This window comes from Methanobrevibacter intestini, assembly GCF_047402955.1.
Lineage (GTDB): Archaea > Methanobacteriota > Methanobacteria > Methanobacteriales > Methanobacteriaceae > Methanocatella > Methanocatella intestini.
Map to the genome: position 1 here is coordinate 1,854,196 of NZ_CP187956.1, position 23,597 is coordinate 1,877,792.

Consider the following 23,597-nt stretch of genomic DNA (forward strand, 5'->3'; position numbering starts at 1 on the left):
CAATTTTTTTTGGAGATTATAAAAAATGTTTAAAACTACTGTCACACCAAAATTTGGAGATCTTGATGGTTTAAGGCATATTAACAACAATACATTAGGTGATTGGTTTGAAACCGGGAGAAATGAATTATTCAGAATATTCACTCCTGATTTAAAAGTTGATTATGAACACTGGAAATTAATTTTAGTTCATAATGATTATGATTACTTAAAACAAATTTTTTTAGGTCATGATGTTGAAATAAGGACCCATCTTTTAAAAATAGGAAACAGCTCTTTTACATTAGGTCAGGAAGCATGGCAAGACGGAAAATTAAAAGTTAAAGGAACTTGTGTTCTTGTTCACTTTGATTTTATGGAACAAAAATCAGTTCCAATACCTGATGATATCAGATTGCAGCTTGAAAAACATTTAATTCCTGTAGATGAATTTGGAAAAGAATAATTATTTAAATCTGTCATCAGATTTTTGAGATTTAGCCTTTTTATGGTTATTCTCAAACCAACCTATTTTTAACTCATCAATTGTGTCTTCGTATAGTTGGGGAACATAAGGTTTAATGTCCAATAGGGGTGTACCATTCAGAACATCAATATTTGAGATGTATATGGTATTTCCTTCAATTTTATCTAATTTTACTACAGAAGAACCTATGCGGTTTGGTCTTTTGGGAGATCTTGTTGCGAAAACTCCGTGTGTGTTGTTGTCCATAAAAGGTTTTACTTCCAGCAGATATCCTTCAACTTTATGGAGCAGGTAAAGCAAATGTATGTGGGAAAAATCTTCCAAATCCTTTAAACCTGCTGCATATTTTTCATCAAGTACTATTTTTCCTTTAATGCCTTTTGCACCTGTTGGCTGTATAGGCATACCTTCAATATTTTCAAACTCGGTATGTATAGTTCCAATAGATTCTAATTCGATTTTCATATTTTTTAATTTAAATTTCAATTTATTTAAAACAATCGAATCTGTATTAAATAGGAATTTTAATAATGATTCTGGCTTTTTGGTTGTAGAATTTGGATTATATATTGGTATTGGTGATAAAAAATAAGTTTGTAGGTAATTATTCTTTACCTACAATAATTTCAGTTGATTTGATGATAGCTGTTGCATCATCTCCTTCTTTTAAACCGAGTTTTTCAACGGACTCTTTGGTAATTAAAGCTGTAATTTCACCAGGTTCTTCAACTTGGATTTTAACACTAGCCATAACTCCGCCAGTTTTAATGTCGGTTATTTTTCCATTCATTTTATTTCTAGCACTGATTTCCATTTTAAAATCTCCTTAGGATATTTTCAATAATATATTAATATCGAATTGCATATAAATCTTTCGTTTTATTGAATATTAAAACTTTTTACAACGATTACATATTTTTTTACATATCGATATTTAAAGTATTATTTAAATACAATATATTAATATGAATAAAAAGGTTGTATTTTTAATAAGCTTATTTTTTCTGCTGTTAACAATACCATTGGCTGCAGCTGATGATAATATAACTCAGGAAAATTTATGGTATGTAAAAGCAGGACCTGATGATGGAGACGGTTCCAGCAGCAATCCATTTAATTGTTTAGATTCAGCGTTAAACAAAGCTAATGATAACGATACTATTATCGTCAATAATGGATATTACAATGGTCCGCATAATAACGGACTGGAAATATCAAAGAATAATCTGAATATTATTGGCTGTGAAAACACTGTTTTTACCGGGCAAAATTATGAAAACTTTTTTAAAATAACAGGCAATAACATAACAGTTAAAGGAATCACATTTACTGAAGGGTATGGCGGAATAACTGTAAATAAAGATGCCAGCTTAAAAATCATGGATTCAAAATTTATTGAAAACAGCGGAATCAATGGAATATGCATTGATAATCACGGTAATTTAACAGTAATTTCCAGCTATTTTTCAAATAATACAGCAATACGTGATGCAGGATGCATATCCAGTCTTGAAAGGAGCCATACAACAATAATTAACTCTACATTTGAGTTTAATAGTGCTGGAAGAAATGGAGGAGCACTTAAAATAAATGATTCTTATGCAGATATTTTCAATTGCAGTTTTATTAATAACACAGCTTCAGGTAATGATAATTATGGCGGAGCTGTTTATCACTGGACAGGAATAACAAGAATTTATAATTCATCATTCATTAATAATACAGCAAGCAAATGTGGCGGAGCAGTTTATACAAACGGAAAAAATGGATATGGGATTTTTGAAAGTTATAACTGCGAATATTTAAACAATACATCTCCGGAAGGTGGGGCAATTTATATAAGAAGTACAGGGGGTCAGATTAACTATTGCGGATTTATCAATAATACCAATACAATCTATTATGAAAATTTCAAAGAAAAAATGGATTTGAATGATAACTGGTGGGCAAATAACAATCCGAATTTCAGTAATTTAATAAACGGTCAGATAAGCATTAAAAACTATACTGCTGTAAAACTGAATATGGATTCTGAAGCTAAAGTTAACACACCTGTATCTATTAATCTTATATGGAATAATGCAGTTTTTAAAAGAAATGCAATATTTAAAAGCACAGGTGGGGATATAAGCGGAAACATATTCACAACCAATACTTCAGGTAAATATGTGATAACAGCTATTGTGGACAATGAAATCTTAAATACAACTGTTGATGCAGTTCAAAATGCATTTTTAAGTCTTAATGATCTTGACATGTATTATAAAGACGGATCCAGATTAATAGCTAATTTGTCTGATAATTTCAAAAAGCCAATAGCTAATGCTATAGTAACATTTAATATCAATGGGGGAGTTTATAATCGAACAACAGATAATGAAGGTTTGGCATTTTTAACAGTCAATTTGAAAGCTAATCACTATCTGGTTAATGTAAGTTATAATGGAAACTTCACTTACAATCCAACTGAAGCTAGCGGAAAAATAAATGTCAAATCAACTGTTTTAGCCAGAGATACTGTTTTAATGTATCAGAATGGTACAGACTTCATTGCTGAATTTTTAGATAATACTGGATGTGCATTAGCTAACAGTAAAGTTAAATTCAATATTAATGGAGTATTTTACACTCGTGAAACTGATGGTAAAGGTGTAGCTAAATTAGGAATTAAATTAAGACCGGACAATTATATTTTAACTGCCTATAATCCGGCAAATTCTGAAGAGAGAGGATTTAACATCACTGTAAAAAGTTTAATTGCAGCTTGTGATTTAACAAAATATTATTTAAATGCTTCCAAATTCAATGTAACACTTTATAATAAAGATGGAAGTTTAGCTATTAATAAAAATGTAACATTCAATATAAATGGAATATTCTATACTCGTGAAACTGATTTAAATGGTTCAGCTAGTTTAGCAATCAATTTAAGACCTGGAAAATATGTTATTACAACAATCTTTGACGGACTGGAAATAGGAAAACAGGTTAATGTATTGCCGACATTAGTAACACGAAATCTTACTATGGAATATCTGGACGGCAGCAGCTTTACAGCACAGGTGCTTAACGGTCAGGGCAGACCACTAGCTAATCAAAATGTTTCATTTAATGTAAATGGAGTGTTTTATCATAAAATTACTGGTGCTGATGGTTTAGCTAGTTTAAATATTCGGTTAATGTCGGGGGAATATATCATAACTTCAATATGGAATGAATTCCAGACAGGAAATACAATAAAAGTTAGTTAATAATAAAAATAATTTTAATTATATGAGAATACCTGAGTTAGAATAGCTGTTGCATCATATCCGAAGACTGTCTGAAGTGCGAAAAATAAGAAAATCAGTGCCAGAACAACAAAAATAAACTTAATGTTTTTTACTATTAAGTAAATGACTAAAAACAGGATTATTAATTTAATAAAAAAAATTAGAGGTATAAAAATCAACCTCCAGCCAGTATTGTTTTGCTTCCATTATCTGAAATTTCTTCTTTTTTAAACTCAACATCATATTTTACTTTTTCAATTACTTCTTTTAGTGCATCAAGTGACTCTCCTCTATGGCCACCTAATACAGCAACTAAAAACAGACTGTCTCCTGTGTAAAATTCTCCAATATAATGTATTACAGATATTTCAAAAACATTGAATTTGATTTTTGCATCTTCAACAATATTTTCAATGTCTTTTAAGGTTTTTTCTTTATCGGGTGTAGTCAGTATGAGTTTTTCAAGGTTCATATTTTCTTCTTTTCCACGAACAATACCTTCAAAAGTAAAGATAGCTCCAGAATAATCTACTTTGTTTGATTTTTTCAAATCAGCTATTAAATCAGCCATTGTTACTTTATCTTCTTTTGCTTCAATAACTCTAACAACCATTTTTTTAATCTCCAAGTTCACTTATTTCTTTTATAGCTAAGTTTTTTAATCTTTCAACACCATTTATTTCTTTTATAACATCTATTGTAGCTTGAGGAACAAGTTCCTGCCAGTTTTCATCTTTAAGCATTCTTTTTCTAATTTCTGTTCCGGATAAGTTCATTCTGTCATAAAGCGGAGGATTTCTGACTTCAAATCCTTCTTCATAAAAGAGCTGTTTAACTAATGAATTTCCAGAATAAACAACAGAAAAAGGAGGTGTCATCATCTTAACATGAGCAACCCATATTGCATTAAAATTAATATCTTCCATTGGTATGATGTAGTAGCTACCCGAATCGATATTATTTTCAATTAGTGCATGATTTAACATCACTACACGTTCTCCTGCAGTAAACGGGTCTTTTAATTCATGACTTTTTTGAGCACTGCCGATTCCTATTATTATTTCATCTACTTCTTCCAGTGTTTTTTTAATGACTTCAATATGTCCATTATGGACTGGCTGCATCCTGCCGATTAATATTCCGCGAATTTTTTCCATATTAATCACTTTTTCAAATTATCTAATGTGTAAATTAGTTTTTCTGCAGTATTATGTTTTTCTTGCAAGGAATTTGTAATACAGGTTTCCATTAATAATGTGTTTATTCCTTGAGCAGCTATTGGCTCTGTAACTTTATGAGGACTTGTACCTTCTGTAAAGTTAAAATTCTCAATACTTAAATTATCCGCTATTATATGAGCATATTCATTTGATTTTGCACTATTATTTGATATTGAATAAATAAAATTGGAATATTCATATTTAGGATCAATTTCATGAACATCAATTACAACAAATGGATTATCTGCTTTTATATTGGGAACAATAAAGTCATGAGCTAAATTTTCACCAGCAGGTCTTGTGTCATCACGTGAAGTTAGATTATCATTTGCAACAACATAGTAAATTACGAATTTTTTAGTTAAATTATTCGTTCCGTTTTCTCCTGTAATATTAGCAATCGTTTTATTTACTTCTTCATGGATTTCATGTTCTCTAGGATGAACTCCAAGGATTACCCCAACAGTATCATTAGAAGAATTGTTTCCGGCTATAATTTTATAAACCGTTCCGTTTTCATTATTTCCCACAGTTGTCATATTATAGCAGTTTTCATCATCACTTTTTTTTTCAGGGTGGCTGATAACAACTGCAGTGTTTATCAGTACAACACCTATTAGAATGATTAAAATTAATTCGTACTTTGCTTTTTTATTCATAATTAACAACTAAAATTCTTTGTTTAATAAGTTATTGTTTTTAGTATAATAAAAGTTTTTGTAAAATTATATAAAACATGTTGATTAAAATTAAATTATAGTAAACTTATTAATGGAGTTTTATAATGGAAAAAAAGAATATGATGATAATAGCCGCAGTTGTTATTTTGGCTATTGTAATTGTTGTAGGTTTTATTTTTATTTCTGGTAATTCTAATGATTCATCTAAAGGATCAACTTCATTTTCTTCTCCTTTCATGGAGGGTAGTTTTGTAGGTAATGTTTCTTTAGAAAATGATTCTCTAGATTATGCTCATGCGTATAAAGATAAAGCTCATGATATAGAATATAATATTACTACAATGGATAATGCATCTGCATTAATGGAAATTTATGAATTCCAGGGTATTGGTACTCCGGAAAAAAGAACTTTCAATGGTCAGGAATGGAATATTTACTTTGGTGAAGCTGTTCCTAATAGTGGAGATAATAATTCTACAAAATCCAATGATACAATGGGAATTATTATTTGTGAAGTTCAAAAAGAAAACCAAGGTTATGTTATTAATGTAATCTTTGGAAATAATTCAGATGTTAACTTTACTAAAAATACTTATGGTGATTCATATATTGATTATGTGGAACCATTACTCAAATCTATTAGTTTAAAAGAAAGCAAGGATGTTCCATCTGTAGCTGATCAATTCGGATTGTCTCAGGATGAATTTAATCACCAAATTGATTTAATACATCAATATGAAGCAGGAAATACTTCTGTATTGGAAGGCAGTGTTTAAATGAAAATTACAGTTTTTCATGCAAATGAATGTGATAGAAAGAAATGCACTTCTATTAAAATGGAAAAATTAGGTAAATGTAAATTAGTATATAATATTAATAAAATACCTAGTGGAGCTGTTGTGTTAAACCCATTTGCCCAAAAAGCTGTTTCATACGAAGATTACAGATATGTTCACAGAAGAGGAATTGTAGGACTTGACTGTTCATGGAATGAAGTATCAAGTTCTAAAAAATTCTTCTCTTTATCTAAATATCATAGGTCTCTTCCGTTTTTAATAGCCACTAATCCTGTTAATTATGGGAAACCATGTATTTTATCTACTGTTGAAGCTATTTCAGCTACTTTATATATTACTCGTTTTAAAGATGAAGCAAAAGATATTTTAGATGGTTTTAAATGGGGACATACATTTTTAGAATTAAATCATGATCTTTTAGAAGCTTACAGTGAAGCTGATACTAGTAAAGACGTTGTTCGAGTTCAAAACGAATTTTTAGAATCTAAAGAATAATTTTAGATTTTTATTTTTTTTTAAAAGCCGCTTTTTGATTTTTAAGTTAGTAAAATTACTGCAGATAATATTTTATAGTCTAAATTCTAAAACTGATATTATAATTTCATTTTAAGGATTTTTTGATTATGAAACATATTGAAAAGCTGCTTTGGTGGTTAATCACCGGTAAAAAAGGAGGCATCAACAGAGCTAAAATTATTAAAAAGCTTAATGAAAAGCCATGTAATGCCAATCAATTAGCTGGTGAACTTAATTTGGATTATAAAACTATTAAACATCATTGATTTATATTACATTAGCTATTGCAGCTGTTGTTGGATTTTCAAGAATCTATTTAGGTGTTCATTATCCGATAGATGTTTTAGGAGGTAGTGGTGTAGGCGTTTTGTCTGGTTTTGTTGCTTTAAAATTAGGAGACTATGTATTTAAAAATTTAGGTGTATATAATGGCAATTACTGAAGTTTTATCAATGTTTGTAGTTCATGTTATTGAAACATTAGGTTATTTTGGTGTTTTTATAATGATGACATTAGAAAGTGCATGTATTCCTTTTCCAAGCGAAGTTATAATGCCTTTTGCAGGCTTTGTAGTTCAGGAAGGGCAATTAAGTTTTCTTGGAATTGTAGTTATCGGAACTTTAGGAAATCTTGTTGGATCTTTAATAGCTTACTTTGTTGGTTTGAAAGGCGGAAGACCAATTTTAGAAAAGTATGGAAAATACATTTTAATTACTGAAGATAAACTGGATTTGGCTGATGATATTTTTAATAAATACGGGGCAGCAACAGTATTTGTTGGGCGTATTTTACCTGTTATAAGAACTTTCATTTCCCTGCCTGCTGGTATAGCCCGTATGGATATTAAAAAGTTTACACTTTACACAGCACTTGGATGTTTGCCGTGGACTTTAATACTTGCATATTTAGGTGTAATATTAGGTCAAAACTGGTCTGTTCTTACTAAGTATTTCCATATTCTTGATGCGGTTTTAGTTATTGCTGTTGTAGGTTTGATTTTATATTGGTGTTATAAATTTAAGAAATAATGAGGGTTTTAACTAAACATTTAAATACTATTAAAACAAAATAATTTATTAATAGTTATGATAATTAAAATTCTTATTTTTGTTTCATAACATATTTTCTTTAATTAAAATTACATTTTTCATGATTATAAGGAGGAGTTATTAATGGCAAGATTTGAAGAAGCAGAAAACAGAATGTTTAATGTTAAAATCTGTTTAAAATGTAATGCTCGTAACCCTGCTGCTGCAACTACTTGTAGGAAATGTGGGTACACAGGTTTAAGGTTCAAAGCAAAAGAACCAAGAGGATAATCTTATTCTCTTTACTTTAATTTCTTTTTTTTTAAGGCTTATGTCTTTTTTAATATAATAATTACTTTATATGTTTATTTCTGATATTTTTTAGGTAAAAATCCTTGCAGTTTAGCTAATAAAATCATTTTATTAGATTTTGATTGCTTTAAGTGCTAAAATAGCTAAAACTGAGGTTAGCACAAAATACTGTTTTATGTTAAAGTTACTATTCTAACTGCTGAAGATGCTGATGTCTGCATTTTATGTTTGGATAATGTTTACTTGTTTAATAAAAGTGAGGATAATGTTTATCGTCCTGGTTTAAAGGATAATGTGCATTGTATTAGTGATTTGGATAATGATAGTATGTTGTCTGTGTATCCTAATTGCCGTTGTACTTATTTTGAGTGTCTGGGACAGTAAAACTGGAGGTAGTGTTGAGCCTGAAGTAATTAACCTAATACTATTGAATGAATTGTCTGCTACCAATAATTTAAATAATAATTACACTAAATATATTCTAACGATAAACTAGGCATTCCTAATGCAGATAGGTATGCTATTGAAGTCAAAGAATTAACTAATAAAGAATTACTCCTTAACAAATTAAAAAAAGCAGCAGCATCACAACCTGCAGATAAATCATGGAGAGTAGACATTCCCGATGATACTTCATTTTTTGATAATTGTAGAATGTTCATCACCAAGAATGGGAGTACAATAGCTATTCGTGATGATGGGGATATTATAAGTGTATGTGCAAATAATTCAGGCAATGTAAAAGACAGTAGTAGTTCTTTATTAAAATTCGCAACAACAAAAGGCGGAACCAAACTAGACAGTTTTGATGGTAATTATAAGTTTTATTGCCATTGTGGTTTCGAACCAGTAACTCATGTTGAATTTAATGAAGAATATGCTCCTTCAAATTGGGTGAAAGGAAGAGATGAAGCTGAGAATGTGATATTCTTTAAATATACTGGTAAACAAAGTAGATATACTAAACCTGAACAGTTTTATGAAGCAGTTTCTCCAGTAACTGGTGATGATGCTTATGATAATGCTTACACAATCAGGGATGAAAACCAAACACGGTAAAGTAAGGAAGGATAATAATGAAATCTGAAACTATTGATGAATCCAAATACCCTATGACTTATGAAGAATTTGAGAAAAGAGTTAGTGAATTATTTTTAGGAGAAGCTGATTCTCCCAAGGATTTGGAATTTAGAAGATATCTTCTAAAAGAAGAAAAGGAAGATGGCATGTTAAGAAGAGAATATGAAAGTGCATGTTATTATTATTATGATCCTAAAAGTCCAGATAATGAATTCACTGATGAAGGTTTGCTTATGCAACCAGTTCGTATACTTGAAATGATTTAAAGTAGAAGTAATGATATTATTTTTCAATGTTTATGTATCCTTTCTCAATCATATAATCTGAGTTATCCTTAGGAGTATAATGGTTGTGTTCTTGTTCTGTTTTCTTAGTTTCTTGGGTTTCTTCTGGAATTGTATTCACCTCCTTTTAATTTATATTTATAATGTATAATCCTTTCATATAATCTATATTTTTTTTCTAACTGTCTAGTGTGAATATTGAAGAAGATTAAAATATGTATTTTTTTGGTTTTCTTCAAAAAAATATCATTTTTTTTATCGCCTAAAAAAACAATAAATAAAAAAACCGGAAAAAACATCTTTTTTTAATAATAGTAATGAGGATGGAGGGTGAATAGTTAACACCCTCACCTTTTACTATTAAAAAAAGATTCCTAATATAATAACGATTATGACACTTAAAAACAACCAATTCCTTGTCTACCTACCATTAACCAAAAACCAACAAACATAATATAACTTAAACGAAGACGGAACACTGAACATAATTGGAATAGCAAGTACAACAACCCAAGAATTGTAAAAATGATATTATACAATCACCAGCTGTAAAAGCATTGAATGTACTTGTTTTATGAGGTCTGTAATAAAATATTAAAAACATAATATAGAATTATTAGATGAAAAAAGAACAGAGAGTAATAAAATCTCTAACTGATGTAATTAAACATTAATTTAATATAATATTGTTTACACAAATAGTTATATTAAGATATTTAGGGATTTTTATGGAAATGGTCGAAGAACATATTAAAGGCATATTAAAAAATAGGAAAATTCATTTTACTTTAATTGATCCGGATGAACAAACACCTCAGGAAGCTTTAAACATAGCTGAAGAAGCTATTCTTGGTGGAACTGATGGAATTATGATTGGTGGATCAACTGTTAATAATGATGAAGTTGATGAAACTTGTAAAATATTATCTGAAAATATAGAAGTTCCAATTATTTTATTCCCTGGAAATATTAATAGTGTAAGTAAATATGCTGATGCAATTTTCTTTATGAGTTATTTAAACTCTACTAATCCTTATTGGATTTATGGTGCTCAGGCATTAGCTGCACCAATTGTAAGGCAAGCAGGAATTGAAGTTTTACCAATGGGTTATATGGTTGTTCAACCTGGAGGAACTGTTGGCTGGGTAGGAGATGCTAAATTAGTACCTAGAAACAAACCAAAAATACCTGCAGCTTATGCAATGTCTGCTGAACTTTTAGGAATGAGATTTTTCTATATTGAAGCAGGTTCCGGAGCAGATAAACCAATTCCACCAGAAATGGTAGGATATACTAAAAAAGCTACTGAAGACATGATAATTATTGTTGGTGGAGGTATCCGTGATGGTGAAGCTGCATATACAGCAGCAAAAGCTGGCGGAGATATAATTGTTACAGGAACAATTGTTGAAGAAACCAATGATGTTAGAGGTAAAATTGAAGAAATTACATCAGCTATCAGAAAAGCTTCAATAGAATAGTTTTCAGACACTCTTACCTAATTTTTTTATTATTTAACTAACTTATTTTTATTAGAGATTATGTTAAATTCATTATATATTAAAGCAGCTAGTAAAAGAGGATCCATTAAAGAAATTATCCCGGAACTTGAAGGAAATTCCATTGTTTCAGATAACTGGAACGAAAAAAACATTACAGGCAGTGATGATGAATTTTCAATTGGTGCTGGCGACGGCAGTTTCAATAAAAAGAAATTTTTAGGATTTAACTTTTATGCAGTAGCTGCCGAGTCATTGATTTTTGACGGACAACTTAAAACAATTGAACAAAGTGACATTGATAAATTTCCTTATTTGTCATATTTGGATGAATTTTTAAGTAATTATATGTCTATTTTTGAGCTTAAATGCTGTTTAAGTTCTCTTGAAGAATATAATGTGGATTATTATTTAATAGACGGATCTATTTATGGAGATTTGCAGAATCCATTTCCAAGAGGTGTTGAAACATCTGCCAAGGCTAAAAAAGATTTGATATCTGCTACATTAAATGATTTTGAAGATATGGTTAAAAATCCCTCTGATAAAAGTGTTTATTCTCCAAAATTATTTAATAAATATTTTAAGATCTATCAGGAGCAAAAATATCCTTATATTTTGTATTTAACAACTATTGAAAGATTAATAGTCTTAAAAGAGATTTTAAAGAATCCTAAAAAAATGATAGCTATTTCTAAAAGTTCTTCAAATAATGATATTTTCCATAGTAATATTCCGGATATAGCTATTTTTGATAAATACACTCAAAAACAGGGTATTTCAAGAGTAATTCGTAAAAAAGTATCAAAAGATATTAATACAACTTTCCCGGTTTTTGATGAATTTTTTAAGGATTTAAAATTTACAATTTTTTATTTAAGATTAGATGATTATAAAAATGTATTGAAAGTGGAGCTTCCTTATGATGCTTCTATGGCTGAAATTGAAGAAATTGCCGCAAAACTTAAAAAGTTTTCAACAGATGGATATCCATATCTGCTTAAAAAAGCACATAATGATGTGGTTATTTCAGATAAAAACATAAAAGAGCTTATTAATATAGCTAAAGTTCGTGAAAAATCAGGTAGGGAAATGTTATAAATTAAAGGTGTGATATTGATGATTATAGGAAGATGTATAGGGGAAATTTCATTATTGGAAGTTGATTTTATTTCAAATTCAATGCCTCAGGTTGGAGAATATGTTTCCATTAAATATGACGGGAAAAATGTGTTGGGAATGATTGAAAACTTAGTTAGAGGTAATGTAGCATTAAATAGTGAAATATATGATGTAGATGACATTGAAACAATAACTAAGGTTAGCGGAAATGATTTATATGTTAAGGGAAAAGTTCGCTTACTTGGTGATGTGGATGATAATTTAAAGCTGCCAAGGATCCCTGCACCTCCAGGAACTCCGATTACAAAAGCAGATGATGAACTTCTAAAAAAAGTATTTAACTTGAAAAATCCCCTTAAATTAGGAACATTAGTTAATCAGAGTGATGTTGAAGTTAATGTGGATGTAAACTCTATTATGAACAGGCATTTAGCTATTTTAGCTATGACTGGAGCAGGTAAATCAAATACAGTATCTGTTTTAATTGACGGATTATTAAAATACAATGCCCCTGTTTTTGTTTTTGATATGCATGGAGAATATGTTGATGCCACTTTTACAAATGGTGAAGTAAACGTTATTGAACCTGTAATAAATCCAATATACATGTCCTTTTCAGAAATTAAAAATTTGGCTAATATTAAAGGTTCAGCTCATATTCAGGAAAGATACTTCAGAAAAGCATTTAATGAAGCTCGTGAGGTTATAAGCAGTGGTGGATCTAGCTCAAAAGACTTTTTAGAAATTATTTTTACAATTTTGGAAAATTGGTACAATGATGAAAACAGTAGTTCCAATGAAAAAACTAAAATCATGGATGTTATGAATAAGGTTGATGATTTAAGAGAAAAATATGAAAACCTTTTCAATATAAATAAAGGCAATATTTTAGGAACTATTAAAATAGGTAAAGCCAATGTTTTGGATTTAAGTCAGGCTGATGAATCAACTGCTGAAGTTCTTGTAAGTCATATTATGAGAAATTCATTACAGTATAGGAAAAATGCAGTTCATAAAACAAGCAATAAAACCTTGGATTTCCCGGTATTTTATATTCTTGAAGAAGCACATATTTTAGCTCCTAATAAAAGAGATTCCAACTCCAAATTCTGGATTCAAAGAGTAGCCAGGGAAGGACGTAAATTCGGTCTTGGATTATGTTTGGTAAGTCAGTCTCCAAAAACAGTGGACCATGATGCATTATCTCAAATGAATAACATGATTATTTTAAGATTAGTTGAACCTGAGGATCAAAGGCATGTGCAATCAGCTAGTGAAAGCTTATCTGGTGATTTGGTAAAACAGTTACCTTCCTTAAATGTTGGTGAAGCTATTTTAACAGGACTTATGACAAATGTTCCGACACTGGTTAAAATCGATGAATTTAATGGTCGCAGACATGGTGGAGACTTGGATATTGTATCTATGCTGGATAATTTTAAGGAAGATGAAGCTGAAGAAATCAAAAAACAGGAAGAATACATTCTTAATTTAGGTTACGACTATTGATTTAATCATATTACTTTTCTAATGCTACCATAATATTAAATATTACTATTAGCTATATAATTAATTGTTAAATGCTTTAATTTTAGAGTGTTTGTTGGTTATATAAAAAATTTAAAAGGTAATATAATGAAATTTGCACATTTGGCAGATACTCATTTAGGTTATAGACAATTCGGCTTACTTGAGCGGGAAAAAGACTTTTATGAAGTATTTGATAAAATTATAGATAAAATAATCGAAGAAAAAGTTGATTTTGTAATACATAGTGGAGATTTGTTTGATTCAGCAAGACCATCACCATCTGCTCTTTTAGCTTTTCAAAAAGGTTTGCTTAAATTAAAAGGTGCAGGAATACCAATGTATGCTATTGCCGGAAATCATGATGTTGTAAACCGTAATGGAGCTATACCTCCTCAGGTCTTATTTAAAAAATTTGGTTTAAAGTTAATAAGCAAAATTAATGCAAGTTATATGCACGATAATGTTTTTATTGCAGGATTGCCATTTTATCCAGCTTCCCAAAATAAAAATGTTAAAAGCAAATTAGATGAATTGTCCAAAAAAGCAGAAAATCATGAAAAATCCATTCTTGTTTTACATCAGGGAATTGACAAATATTTCAATTTACAGTATGAATTGGAAATTGGAGATATTCCTGATAATTTTGATTATTATGCATTAGGCCATATTCATAATTATATTTGTGATGATTTTGGTAAGGGAAAACTGGTTTATCCTGGATCAACTGAAACATGGAATGTTAGTGAGTTAATAGACCTTAAAAAGAATGGTAAAGGTTTTGTTGTAGTTGATTTAGACGGACCAAAAATGAATGTTAAAAGAATTAAAATGGATATTCCTCGTGAATTCATTGTAAAAACTATTGATTATAGGAATTTAGGTGCTGAAATAGATTCTATTAAAAATACAATAAAAGACTTTGATAAACAGCCTATTTTAAATCTTAAAATCAACAACATTGATTCAAATATAGGGGAAATATATGAATTTATTAATAGGGAACTTGGTGATTTGGCATTAATGATCAGGCCTACATTTAATGTACTTGATAGGGAAGTGGATGTTAATGCTATTATTAATGATAAAAATGCTTTAGGTCCTAAAGAGCTTTTAATTGATGAATTAAAAGAGTATGATAGTGAAGATGTCAATAATTTAGCTATTGAATTATATGACTTGCTTTCAAAAAATAAAACAGATGAATCTGAGGATTTAGTTAATCAATTTTTCAATGAAAAATACAATATTATAAATGATGATTCTGGTGATGAAATAACTGAAAATAAACCTGAAGACGGTCAGGTAAGATTTAGTGGGGCTCTTCAATGATTTTTACAAAATTAACATTAAACAATTTCAAATCCTATAATCATGAAGTTATTAGATTTGGTGATGGGATTACAGTTATTGTAGGGGAAAATGGTGCTGGAAAATCTACTATTTTAGAAGCTATTAGTTTTGCATTATTCAAACAGCATACTGCTAAAAAAATTGATGATTTAGTGAGAAATGGCAGTAATGAAAACATGTATGTTGATTTGGAATTTATTTCTAATGGTAAGGAATATAAAATTCATCGTGAAAAAACCAAATCAGGTTTAAAATCAACAATTCTTAAAAAAACCACTTCTAAAGGTCAATTTATTCCATCATGTGCTGGAGATAAAGAGGTAGCTAATGAAATTCAGTCTATTTTGGATATTGATTCAGATTTGTTTTTAAATGCAATTTACATAAGGCAAGGAGAAATTGCAGAATTAGTTGATAAAACTTCCTCTGAGAAAAAACAATTAATTGGAAAATTATTAGGTTTGGATTCTCTGGAAAAAGCCTGGAAAAACTTACAGCCTATTATTAGCAATTATGAAAAAGCTCAGTCAGAACTTAAGGGTAAGTTATTTTCATCTGAAGAGTTAAAAGAGGAATATAATCATAAAAAAGCATTATTGGATAGTCTTAAAGAAAAAGGGCTTGCTTTAGAAAAACAGATTGAAGAAGTTAAAGAGATGAAAGCTGAAAAGCAAAATGAAAAAACCAATATGGAAAGAGAAAAAGAAATCTTTGATAACTTCAATAATAATTTAGATGCTGAGAAAAAAAGATTGGATTCTCTTGAAAATGATAAAAGAGCACTTCAGGATAATTTAGATGAAATAAAAAAAGCCGAAGAGCAAATTGTAAGATTGGAAAAATTTGTTAAGAAATTACCGTTATACTTGGACTTTGAAAAATCTGTTACAAGTATTCAGCAGTTGGAACTTGATAAACAAAAAATTGAAAAAGATTTAGATTCAATTGCAACACAGGAAGAACTTTTAGCATCTAAAAAAGAAGGATATAATAAATTTTTAGTAGCCGATGAGAAAATTGAAAAATTAAACAATCAAAAAATTAATCTTGAAAAAGAATTAGCTACTCTTACCCAACTTGAAAAAGATAAAAAGCAACTTCTTAAATCAATTGAAGGAAATAGAAATGAAATTGAAAGTTTTTTTTCTGTAACTAAAGATAAATTATATGATAGTGGTTTGTCTCAGGATATTTTAGCTGATGTTGATAATTTCAGTCATTTAGAAGATGTTACCAACAACTTCAGTGAGGAAGTTTCTAATAAAGTTAAAGATTTAAGTCTTGAGATTATTTCTAAAAATGAGGAAATTGTTAAATTTAAACAAGCTATTGATACAGCACAAAAACCTTTAGATGAATTATTGGATGTTGAAAATAAATGTCCTGTTTGTAAATCTGATATTAATCCTCAAAAGAAAAATGAATTAATTGATTCTTATAATAGTGAAATTAATGTTAATAAGAAAGCTATTGTAGAAAATAATGAAAATATTCGTCTTTTGAATAAAAATAAAGATAGTTTTGAAGAAAAATATAATAAACTTCAGGATTTATCTAAAGATATTATAGGATATAAAAATAAATTTGACAATTTAGAAAAAGATCTGGTTAAACTTAATGAGATTGATGAAGGATTAGAATCTAAAGAGTACACTAATAATAAATTAGGCGAACTTATACTGGATATATCTAAAGAAAAAATTGGCCGTGAAGAAAATAAAGAAGATTACAATACATATATAAAATCAAAAGGAGCACTAGATGTTTTAAGTAGTAAAACTGAACTTCAATATAAATTAAATCAGGTTAATAATGAAATTGATGTTCATGTTAAAAATATCAAATTAGCTATTGACCAAGATCCTCATTTAAGCGGTGATATGAGTACTGCTGATTTACAAGCACGTATTACTGATTTAAAAAATAAGGAAGAAGAATTTAATCAGCTTAAAGGTTTTGTTCAAAATAAAAAAGCTTTTGAATCTCAGTTAACTTCTAAAAAAGATGATATTGGTGTTTCACTTAATCAAATTGAAATCTTGAAAAATAAAATAAATGCTTCTGTTTATGATAAAGAAAAATATGAAAAAGTAATTTACTTTTACGAAGTTTATGAAAGAAGATATGATGAGTTTACAAATGAGCTTTCAGGAATTAAAGGTCAAGCTAAAGAATTAATAGCTAATGTCAATGATTTAACAGAAAAAATATTAACTAACTATAAATTCCAACAAGAATATAAAAACACTACAGATTATATTGATTTATTGAATCATATTAGAACATTATATTCTAAAAACGGTATACAAAAAGAGTTAAGGAATCGTTCAAGGCCTGTAATTCAAAAATACACTAAGGACTTCTTTGATGAATTTAACTTTAATTATTCTGATTTAACATTGGATGAGGACTATGAAGTAACTGTATTTGGTCCTGAAGGTGAATCTTCAATGAGTATGGTTAGTGGTGGTGAAAAAATAGCTATTGCACTTGCTTTAAGACTTGGTATTACTCAGGCTATGGCAAAAGGTGATTTGGACACTATTCTTTTAGATGAACCTACAATACATTTAGATAGCTTTAGAAGACATGAATTAATTAATCTGTTAAAAGACATGACTGTTTTACCGCAAATGATTATTGTGACTCATGAAAGTCAGCTTGAAAATGCTGCAGATAATTTGATTAAAGTAGAAAAAGATAATGGTATTTCAAAAGTATCTAGTTAGATACTTTTATTTAATTTTTTTAAGTGATTAATTTAGATTCTGCCTATTTCCTCAGCATTTTTTATTGCATCTATAATACAGTTAGCATTCCATCCTACAATTGTTGATGCTTCTTTTTCCAAGTTTTCAGGAATTTCTTCAAGTCCATGTGGTCTTACAAGAACTATTGGAATATTATAGTTTTCACTAGCTTTAATTAAATCATTAAAAGTTTCTTTATTGTAATTATATAAACCTGCTAAAAGTATTATAACATCTATTTTTTCAAAAAATTCTTTATTGGCTGTTGAATAAGACCCGGAAATAGATTCTTTCCATAAAAAATCATTTTTAGAATACATTTGTTCAATAAATTTCATATATTCCTTATTTTTGTCATAACCGTTACTAATGATAAGACGATATATTTTATTATCATTTTCCTCTTCAAACATTATTTCACCTTTTAAATGAATTATGAATGTTATAATATTTATACTTGAATAACAATATTTTATACTGTTATAAATAATAATAAAGGTATTTTTTTATGAAAGCAGCAGTTATAGGTTTAGGTGTAGAAGGAAAAAAAGCAGTTAATTCTCTTTTAAATCATGGTTGGGATGTTTATGCAACTGATTTAAATAGTAAAGTTGATTTATCAGATTTGGAATTACCTATGATTTCAATGAATTTGGTTAGTGGTGATGAAACTGTTTCTATTGTTTCTGATAATTTAACTGTTGATTTAGGTTTTTCAAATTCACATGCAATTGAAGAATGTGATGCAATAGCGATTAGTCCCAGCATGTATGGGGGAGCTTTTGCAAATAAATTGCTTGAAAAAGGTAAACTGTTAAGTAATGTTGTAACTAAGCATAAAGACCTTTTTACTATTGGCATTACTGGAACTAATGGTAAAACTACTAGTGTTCATATGTTAAAAACTATTTTGGAAAATGCTGGTAAAAAAGTTTTAGTCGGTGGAAATGGTGGTGGAGGCTTTTCCGGTTACTATGATTTAGTTTTAGAAGCCTCAAATGACGATTATGATATATTACTTGTTGAAGTTTGTGACATGACACTTGATTTTTGTAATTATTGTTTTGATTTTGACATGGTAGGTCTTACTAATATTGGTAATGATCATATGAATGTTCATAAGACAATAGCCAATTATAAAAATACTTTAGTGAGATTCTTTGAAGGAAAAACGATTTTTACAGCTTTTAATCAAGATTTCAATGCTGATTTTAAAGAAGTTGCTGATAAAGCTATTCCTTTTTTTGAATATGATGAAAAGTTACAGGTTTGTGGTAGATTCAATGCATTAAATGCTGGTTTGGCTGCAGCTATAGCTACTGAATTAAAAATATCTAAGGATAGTATTATGAAATCTTTAGCTGATTTTAAAGCAGTTGAAGGTAGAATGAATGTTTATAAGATTAATAATGCTTCTATTTTTGTAGGTAAAACTGATAATTCTGATGCATTAACTTCAGTTTTAAGTGAAAATGATTTCTATGCATTATTTATAGGTACTCCTAGAGCTAATGAAGAACATAGATTAAGTATTTTAGATGAAGCAGTTAAATATAATCCTGAAGTCATTGTTCTGTTTCCGGGATTAGATGATACTATTGATATGGGATTGTATCGTTTAAATAGTCTTGGTTATGAAGGCAGAATTGAGATAGCTAACTCATTAGATGAGATAATTGCCCTTATTGCTGAATTCTCTCATGAAGATGCACTTTTCATTGGAGGTAACGGTCAGGAAGCTATTATTGAAATCCAGGAAAGAATAAGGCTCTTGTCTGAAAACCTTTAGTTTGTATTCATTGAAATGAAAATATATAAATATAATAGTAACTAAATATACTATTGTTATATTATTATTGAAGGTGTTAAATAATATGAGTTATAAATGGAGAAGTACATCTATTAAGATAATATTGGCATTATTCTTTATTTCTTTACTTTTATTCGCATTTTCTTTTGTAAATCATAATACATACACTGGTGAATCCTTTGCAAATGAATATAATTTGCCTATTGGCCAATCTATGTTTGAAGGGGATTCTATTTTAGGTGAGAATCAGTCAATTCAGGTACCTTTATTAGATAATCTGCCTTTTATAGCTCACCAGATTACCAGTCTTGATTTGCAGGGTATATTAATAACTTTAACAACAGGAACTGTTCCATTTGACTTTGCTACAATATCTAGTGAAGGTATAGATTCTTATGGTAAAGCACAGGGCTTTGAAGGTCCAGGTTATTTAACTTATGAAGGTAATCAGTTAGCTGTTAAAGCGCCACATACTTATGTATGGGGTTACAGTGCACCTTATAAGGTTTTAACCAAAACATCTGATGGTGTTGATGTTGTAGAAAATGGTACTGTCGTTAAATCAATTCCTACTTCAGAAATTAAAAACACTGATTTTGGAAGTAAGTATTACAATACTACAACTATTCAAAATTGGTATAATTATGATTCTGACAAATCTAATTTCACATTAGAGCGAGGAATTGTTAACTTTTCTGATGGAAGAAATGATATAAGTGCTGGTAATGTATCAATTATATTTGGTAACAATGTATCTGATTATGTAGCTGCATATCCTGATGGCACTCCTATTGTATTGTATATGGGTAATGTTACAGAAGAGGATGGTGAAGTTTATTCTACTTCTTTAGGTTCTCACCCTGAATATGGGGATGGGGTAAGAGAATTTAATGCAAGATCTTTTGTAGATGCATGGAATAATACAGTAATTCCACCAAATTCAAGTGGAAATGGAAAAGCATATATTGATTTTGGTTCTGCTTCTGACAGTAATGCTCCTGGAGGTAGTGCTTCTCATGGAGTATGTCCGCCAGCTAGGGTATTAAGAGCAGCTGTTCTTGCTGAAGGATTTGGATTGCCAGTAGGTATGTGTGGAGATAATGATGCAGTATTATTTGGATTTAATCCTTCTGAAGATATTAAAGTTACAAATAATCATGATTATCCAGTTAAAATAGTGATGTGGACTGAAGGTTCAGGTCCGAGTATGGCAATTTATGGTAAGATAGAAAGATTTATTCCAAGTTAAAGATAATTTTTTATCTTTTACTTTACTTTTTTTTAGTGTTTATTATGACAGTTTCAGCTATTATTACCGCTGCAGGTAAAAATTCCCGTATGAGAAAAGATCAGATTTCTAGAAATATTTCAGTAAAAAACAAACTTATTCTTCCGTTTCATAATAAAACTGTTTTAGAGACAACTATTGACAATGCATTATCTTCAAATGTAGATGAATGTATTGTGGTATTAGGCCATTATAGTGATGAAATAAAAGAAGCTATTTTTGATAATTATAAAGACTCTGTAAAATTTGTAGAAAATAATCCTGTTGATGTAGGTTTATCAGTATCTCTTTTAAACGGTTTAAAAAATATCAGTTCTGATTTTGCACTTTGCATAACTGGAGACCAGCCAACAGTATCAAGTGAAACATTTGATGAAATGATTAATGTTTGTAAAAATTCAGATAATCCTGAAAAAACAATAGCTATTTTAAGACGTAGAAAAACAGGTTTATTAGACACTGCTGAGGGATTAGGAATGCCTTTTGTAGCATTTAAAGATAATTTAATAAAATATTTGGAAAATGAAAATGATAATTTAAATCCAATTTTAAGAAAAATATTTGATGATGGCTATACTTTTTATGGTATAAAAGAAAAAAATGAACTGGAATTATTAAATATAAATCATTATGATGATTATTTAAAGTTATTCGATAACTTTTAGGTTTGAAATAACTTCTTCTAATTTTTCACCACTAATTCCAATAGTCATTTCATTGTCTTTAATATCTGCTGCATTTCTGGAACCGTCACAGCCTAATGTGAAATTAACTCCACCAGTTATAAACGGATTAGCTAAAGCGTCACCGCAAAGTGATTGGATACCTGCAAAATTAGGTCTGACTTTATCTCCTGAAGAATAAACAATAGTTTGAGCTAATTTCATTCCGCCAACAGGTTCGGTAATTATTAAAACTACATCCGGTTTGAAAGTGGCTTCGTCTAAAGGTGAATATACAATTCCCCAATATCTTTCTTTTATTATTGAAAGTTTTTCAGTAGCTGCTTTTGCAGTTTCCAAATCTTTAAATCTTCCTAATTCAAAATATTTTTCTCCACTAGCTAATTTAGGAGGCATATCTCTAAGACCAATAGCTCCAGCTCCACCTAAACAGGCTTGCTGTTCAATAGTACTATAAAATTTTTCCCCATATGATGCTTTTCTAATCATTTCACAATGTCTGACCTTTTCATCTATTAAATCATAGCCTTCTGGAAGTTCATCTTCACTAGCTAAAAGTTTAACAGCTACTGCTTTACAGGTTAGTTTAACATTGTCTTCAAGTACTTTACTATACTTTTGATTGGTTTCTAAACTACTCATAATATCACTTACTTTATATATTTATTTTAAGGAATAGTAAATTCTTTTGTTTTTGTTTTTTTATTTTTACAGAATGTTTTAAAATCACATGCATCACAGGTTCTTTCATCCCCCTGTGCTTTCCATGCATCCTGAATTTTACAGCCTTTAATTTCTTTAATTAATGATGATTCAATATTATTTACAACATTGTCAAATTCATTCAAAGCCTTTTCAATTTCATCCGGGTTAATATTAATTATTCTGATGGATCTTGCTGTTTTAAATTCAGAACTTAATTCAGGAACTTTAGCGTCTTCATCCCAGTTTTCAATTAGTGCAACATCTTTTTTAAATTCACCTTCTTTCGGAATATCAGTTAGATTATTATGAATATCTTGCTGAACAACAATCAGATCTTCCTTTGAGGGAACAAGTTCATTTAAATAGAAAATAATTCCTGCAACAATTGGTTTGGCATCTGCCTGCTGGTGTCTAAGCCAGGCATATGTTAAAATTTGCCATTTGTGACGAATCCATGTTTCATCATCATCTCTTTGATTTGAAGGCCTTCTCATTCCTTTATAATCAATAATTACTTCATATTCATCACCGTCAATGTTATGCACATGCTCTTGAAATTCTTTATCATTTCTCAGATATTCGATAATCTTATTTCTATAGGAATCCAATGTTGTCTGTTGAGTATTTTCAATTGTTTCATTAATTTTTAATGAGCTTAAAACATCAATAACACCATTGATGCCATAATAATTGGAACGGCTGGTGTTTTCATCGTAATTAGGCATATTTCGAATTCCTTTTATTAACAGTTCTGCAGAATCAATTAAAGGGAATAAATGAGGACCCCAATAATTAATAGCCCTTTCAGCTCTTGCACTGGCTAATTTTTTATGGTCTCTTTCATTAACATCAACATTTTCATTACTTGGATGATTTGTTGAAAAGAAATGTTCTTTTGGAGGATAAAGCCCCCTTACCTGTAGTCTTGCATCAATCATATTTTCAATAGGTCTGATGTCTTTTTTCCAGTCCCATGGAAATGGTGTTTTATTTAATTCCCATTGTAAGTAAGCTTCTTCCATTACTCCATGTATAAATTCTCCAAACCATAATTGTATAGGCATTGATGGAGGAAGAGTACCTTTATTCTGATATCTGTACTGTAAGTTACAAGTTAAAAAGGAGAGCAAATCTCCAGTTAAACTATATTCCGGAATCATATATGCTTTTGATCTTGAAGATAATTTCATTTTTAAGCCTCCTTT

The 23,597-nt window shown here is 29.4% G+C and carries 28 protein-coding genes and 1 pseudogene; 19 read left to right on the forward strand and 10 right to left on the reverse strand.

Annotated features, from left to right (window positions below; translation table 11 throughout):
• The first annotated feature begins 25 nt into the window (after positions 1-25).
• On the forward strand, positions 26-445 hold the full coding sequence (locus ACMC9J_RS08680) for an acyl-CoA thioesterase (protein ID WP_019264072.1): 420 nt from the start codon (positions 26-28) through the stop codon (positions 443-445).
• On the opposite strand, the gene tsaA is transcribed toward ACMC9J_RS08680, so the two are convergent.
• Positions 446-931 (reverse strand): tRNA (N6-threonylcarbamoyladenosine(37)-N6)-methyltransferase TrmO, encoded by a 486-nt coding sequence (gene tsaA / locus ACMC9J_RS08685; RefSeq protein ID WP_331865337.1) that lies wholly within the window; start codon positions 929-931, stop codon positions 446-448.
• Positions 932-1,070: 139 nt separating this feature from the next.
• Positions 1,071-1,280 (reverse strand): TOBE domain-containing protein, encoded by a 210-nt coding sequence (locus tag ACMC9J_RS08690; protein ID WP_004034969.1) that lies wholly within the window; start codon positions 1,278-1,280, stop codon positions 1,071-1,073.
• Between the two features lie 208 nt (positions 1,281-1,488).
• On the opposite strand from ACMC9J_RS08690, the gene ACMC9J_RS08695 reads away from it, so the two are divergent.
• Entirely contained in the window at positions 1,489-3,717 is a 2,229-nt protein-coding gene (locus ACMC9J_RS08695; protein ID WP_427003647.1) for a hypothetical protein, read from the forward strand.
• A 196-nt stretch (positions 3,718-3,913) separates the two neighbouring features.
• Here ACMC9J_RS08695 and ACMC9J_RS08700 read toward each other — a convergent pair whose 3' ends face one another.
• From ACMC9J_RS08700 to ACMC9J_RS08710, 3 genes are read right to left on the reverse strand one after another with little or no spacing between them, the layout of a single operon-like run.
• Positions 3,914-4,351: a molybdenum cofactor biosynthesis protein MoaE gene (locus ACMC9J_RS08700; RefSeq protein ID WP_019268346.1), complete on the reverse strand. Its 438-nt coding sequence runs from the start codon at positions 4,349-4,351 to the stop codon at positions 3,914-3,916.
• A 4-nt stretch (positions 4,352-4,355) separates the two neighbouring features.
• A complete protein-coding gene (locus ACMC9J_RS08705; RefSeq protein WP_427003252.1) occupies positions 4,356-4,895 on the reverse strand; it encodes a nicotinamide-nucleotide adenylyltransferase in 540 nt (179 codons plus the stop codon).
• Positions 4,896-4,900: 5 nt separating this feature from the next.
• Positions 4,901-5,617, reverse strand: a complete 717-nt coding sequence (locus tag ACMC9J_RS08710; protein ID WP_019264067.1) for a hypothetical protein — start codon at positions 5,615-5,617, stop codon at positions 4,901-4,903.
• 125 nt (positions 5,618-5,742) lie between these two features.
• Between ACMC9J_RS08710 and ACMC9J_RS08715 the strand changes: the two genes are divergently transcribed.
• From ACMC9J_RS08715 to ACMC9J_RS08745, 7 genes and pseudogenes are all read left to right on the forward strand, one after another.
• Positions 5,743-6,414 (forward strand): hypothetical protein, encoded by a 672-nt coding sequence (locus ACMC9J_RS08715; RefSeq protein WP_019266167.1) that lies wholly within the window; start codon positions 5,743-5,745, stop codon positions 6,412-6,414.
• Positions 6,415-6,930: a DUF367 family protein gene (locus ACMC9J_RS08720; protein ID WP_019266166.1), complete on the forward strand. Its 516-nt coding sequence runs from the start codon at positions 6,415-6,417 to the stop codon at positions 6,928-6,930.
• Positions 6,931-7,058: 128 nt separating this feature from the next.
• Positions 7,059-7,214: pseudogene (locus ACMC9J_RS08725) on the forward strand (ArsR family transcriptional regulator); the annotation flags it as partial.
• A complete protein-coding gene (locus ACMC9J_RS08730; protein ID WP_427003253.1) occupies positions 7,214-7,393 on the forward strand; it encodes a phosphatase PAP2 family protein in 180 nt (59 codons plus the stop codon). The pseudogene ACMC9J_RS08725 and the gene ACMC9J_RS08730, both read left to right, overlap by 1 nt.
• The gene (locus ACMC9J_RS08735) at positions 7,380-7,979 is read left to right on the forward strand and encodes a DedA family protein (protein ID WP_019264061.1); all 600 of its coding nucleotides are present in this window, start codon (positions 7,380-7,382) and stop codon (positions 7,977-7,979) included. The genes ACMC9J_RS08730 and ACMC9J_RS08735 overlap by 14 nt, the downstream gene beginning before the upstream one ends.
• Positions 7,980-8,123: 144 nt before the next feature.
• On the forward strand, positions 8,124-8,270 hold the full coding sequence (locus ACMC9J_RS08740; protein WP_004034072.1) for a 50S ribosomal protein L40e: 147 nt from the start codon (positions 8,124-8,126) through the stop codon (positions 8,268-8,270).
• A gap of 264 nt (positions 8,271-8,534) precedes the next feature.
• Positions 8,535-8,675: a hypothetical protein gene (locus tag ACMC9J_RS08745; protein WP_427003254.1), complete on the forward strand. Its 141-nt coding sequence runs from the start codon at positions 8,535-8,537 to the stop codon at positions 8,673-8,675.
• Between the two features lie 86 nt (positions 8,676-8,761).
• Here ACMC9J_RS08745 and ACMC9J_RS08750 read toward each other — a convergent pair whose 3' ends face one another.
• Positions 8,762-8,953, reverse strand: coding sequence for a hypothetical protein (locus ACMC9J_RS08750; RefSeq protein WP_427003255.1), 192 nt, complete (start codon positions 8,951-8,953; stop codon positions 8,762-8,764).
• On the opposite strand from ACMC9J_RS08750, the gene ACMC9J_RS08755 reads away from it, so the two are divergent.
• Together ACMC9J_RS08755 and ACMC9J_RS08760 are read left to right on the forward strand one after the other, a co-directional pair.
• The gene (locus ACMC9J_RS08755; protein ID WP_427003256.1) at positions 8,946-9,350 is read left to right on the forward strand and encodes a hypothetical protein; all 405 of its coding nucleotides are present in this window, start codon (positions 8,946-8,948) and stop codon (positions 9,348-9,350) included. The two genes, ACMC9J_RS08750 and ACMC9J_RS08755, sit on opposite strands and share 8 nt — an antisense overlap.
• A gap of 17 nt (positions 9,351-9,367) precedes the next feature.
• Positions 9,368-9,637, forward strand: a complete 270-nt coding sequence (locus tag ACMC9J_RS08760; protein WP_427003257.1) for a hypothetical protein — start codon at positions 9,368-9,370, stop codon at positions 9,635-9,637.
• A 16-nt stretch (positions 9,638-9,653) separates the two neighbouring features.
• Here ACMC9J_RS08760 and ACMC9J_RS08765 read toward each other — a convergent pair whose 3' ends face one another.
• Positions 9,654-9,776, reverse strand: coding sequence for a hypothetical protein (locus tag ACMC9J_RS08765; protein WP_427003258.1), 123 nt, complete (start codon positions 9,774-9,776; stop codon positions 9,654-9,656).
• A 607-nt stretch (positions 9,777-10,383) separates the two neighbouring features.
• Here ACMC9J_RS08765 and ACMC9J_RS08770 point away from each other — a divergent pair.
• From ACMC9J_RS08770 to ACMC9J_RS08790, 5 genes are all read left to right on the forward strand, one after another.
• Positions 10,384-11,136, forward strand: a complete 753-nt coding sequence (locus tag ACMC9J_RS08770; RefSeq protein WP_094516433.1) for a geranylgeranylglyceryl/heptaprenylglyceryl phosphate synthase — start codon at positions 10,384-10,386, stop codon at positions 11,134-11,136.
• Between the two features lie 60 nt (positions 11,137-11,196).
• On the forward strand, positions 11,197-12,255 hold the full coding sequence (locus ACMC9J_RS08775) for a DNA double-strand break repair nuclease NurA (RefSeq protein WP_019264053.1): 1,059 nt from the start codon (positions 11,197-11,199) through the stop codon (positions 12,253-12,255).
• 18 nt (positions 12,256-12,273) lie between these two features.
• A complete protein-coding gene (locus ACMC9J_RS08780) occupies positions 12,274-13,785 on the forward strand; it encodes a helicase HerA-like domain-containing protein (RefSeq protein WP_427003259.1) in 1,512 nt (503 codons plus the stop codon).
• Positions 13,786-13,911: 126 nt separating this feature from the next.
• Entirely contained in the window at positions 13,912-15,135 is a 1,224-nt protein-coding gene (locus tag ACMC9J_RS08785) for a metallophosphoesterase family protein (RefSeq protein ID WP_427003260.1), read from the forward strand.
• On the forward strand, positions 15,132-17,885 hold the full coding sequence (locus ACMC9J_RS08790; protein ID WP_019266153.1) for an AAA family ATPase: 2,754 nt from the start codon (positions 15,132-15,134) through the stop codon (positions 17,883-17,885). Before ACMC9J_RS08785 ends, ACMC9J_RS08790 begins: the two co-directional genes overlap by 4 nt.
• A gap of 32 nt (positions 17,886-17,917) precedes the next feature.
• Here the strand turns inward: ACMC9J_RS08790 and ACMC9J_RS08795 are convergent, their stop codons facing one another.
• Positions 17,918-18,319: a nuclease gene (locus ACMC9J_RS08795; RefSeq protein ID WP_427003261.1), complete on the reverse strand. Its 402-nt coding sequence runs from the start codon at positions 18,317-18,319 to the stop codon at positions 17,918-17,920.
• 95 nt (positions 18,320-18,414) lie between these two features.
• Here ACMC9J_RS08795 and ACMC9J_RS08800 point away from each other — a divergent pair, with 95 nt between their 5' ends.
• From ACMC9J_RS08800 to ACMC9J_RS08810, 3 genes are all read left to right on the forward strand, one after another.
• On the forward strand, positions 18,415-19,695 hold the full coding sequence (locus ACMC9J_RS08800) for a Mur ligase family protein (RefSeq protein ID WP_019264048.1): 1,281 nt from the start codon (positions 18,415-18,417) through the stop codon (positions 19,693-19,695).
• 85 nt (positions 19,696-19,780) lie between these two features.
• Entirely contained in the window at positions 19,781-20,965 is a 1,185-nt protein-coding gene (locus ACMC9J_RS08805; protein ID WP_427003262.1) for a hypothetical protein, read from the forward strand.
• Positions 20,966-21,009: 44 nt separating this feature from the next.
• A complete protein-coding gene (locus ACMC9J_RS08810; protein ID WP_019267481.1) occupies positions 21,010-21,669 on the forward strand; it encodes a nucleotidyltransferase family protein in 660 nt (219 codons plus the stop codon).
• Here ACMC9J_RS08810 and ACMC9J_RS08815 read toward each other — a convergent pair.
• Both ACMC9J_RS08815 and ACMC9J_RS08820 read right to left on the reverse strand, forming a co-directional pair.
• The gene (locus ACMC9J_RS08815) at positions 21,652-22,329 is read right to left on the reverse strand and encodes a DUF169 domain-containing protein (RefSeq protein WP_019264045.1); all 678 of its coding nucleotides are present in this window, start codon (positions 22,327-22,329) and stop codon (positions 21,652-21,654) included. The genes ACMC9J_RS08810 and ACMC9J_RS08815 overlap by 18 nt on opposite strands.
• Positions 22,330-22,355: 26 nt before the next feature.
• On the reverse strand, positions 22,356-23,582 hold the full coding sequence (locus ACMC9J_RS08820; protein WP_427003263.1) for a PD-(D/E)XK nuclease family protein: 1,227 nt from the start codon (positions 23,580-23,582) through the stop codon (positions 22,356-22,358).
• Positions 23,583-23,597: the final 15 nt, after the last annotated feature.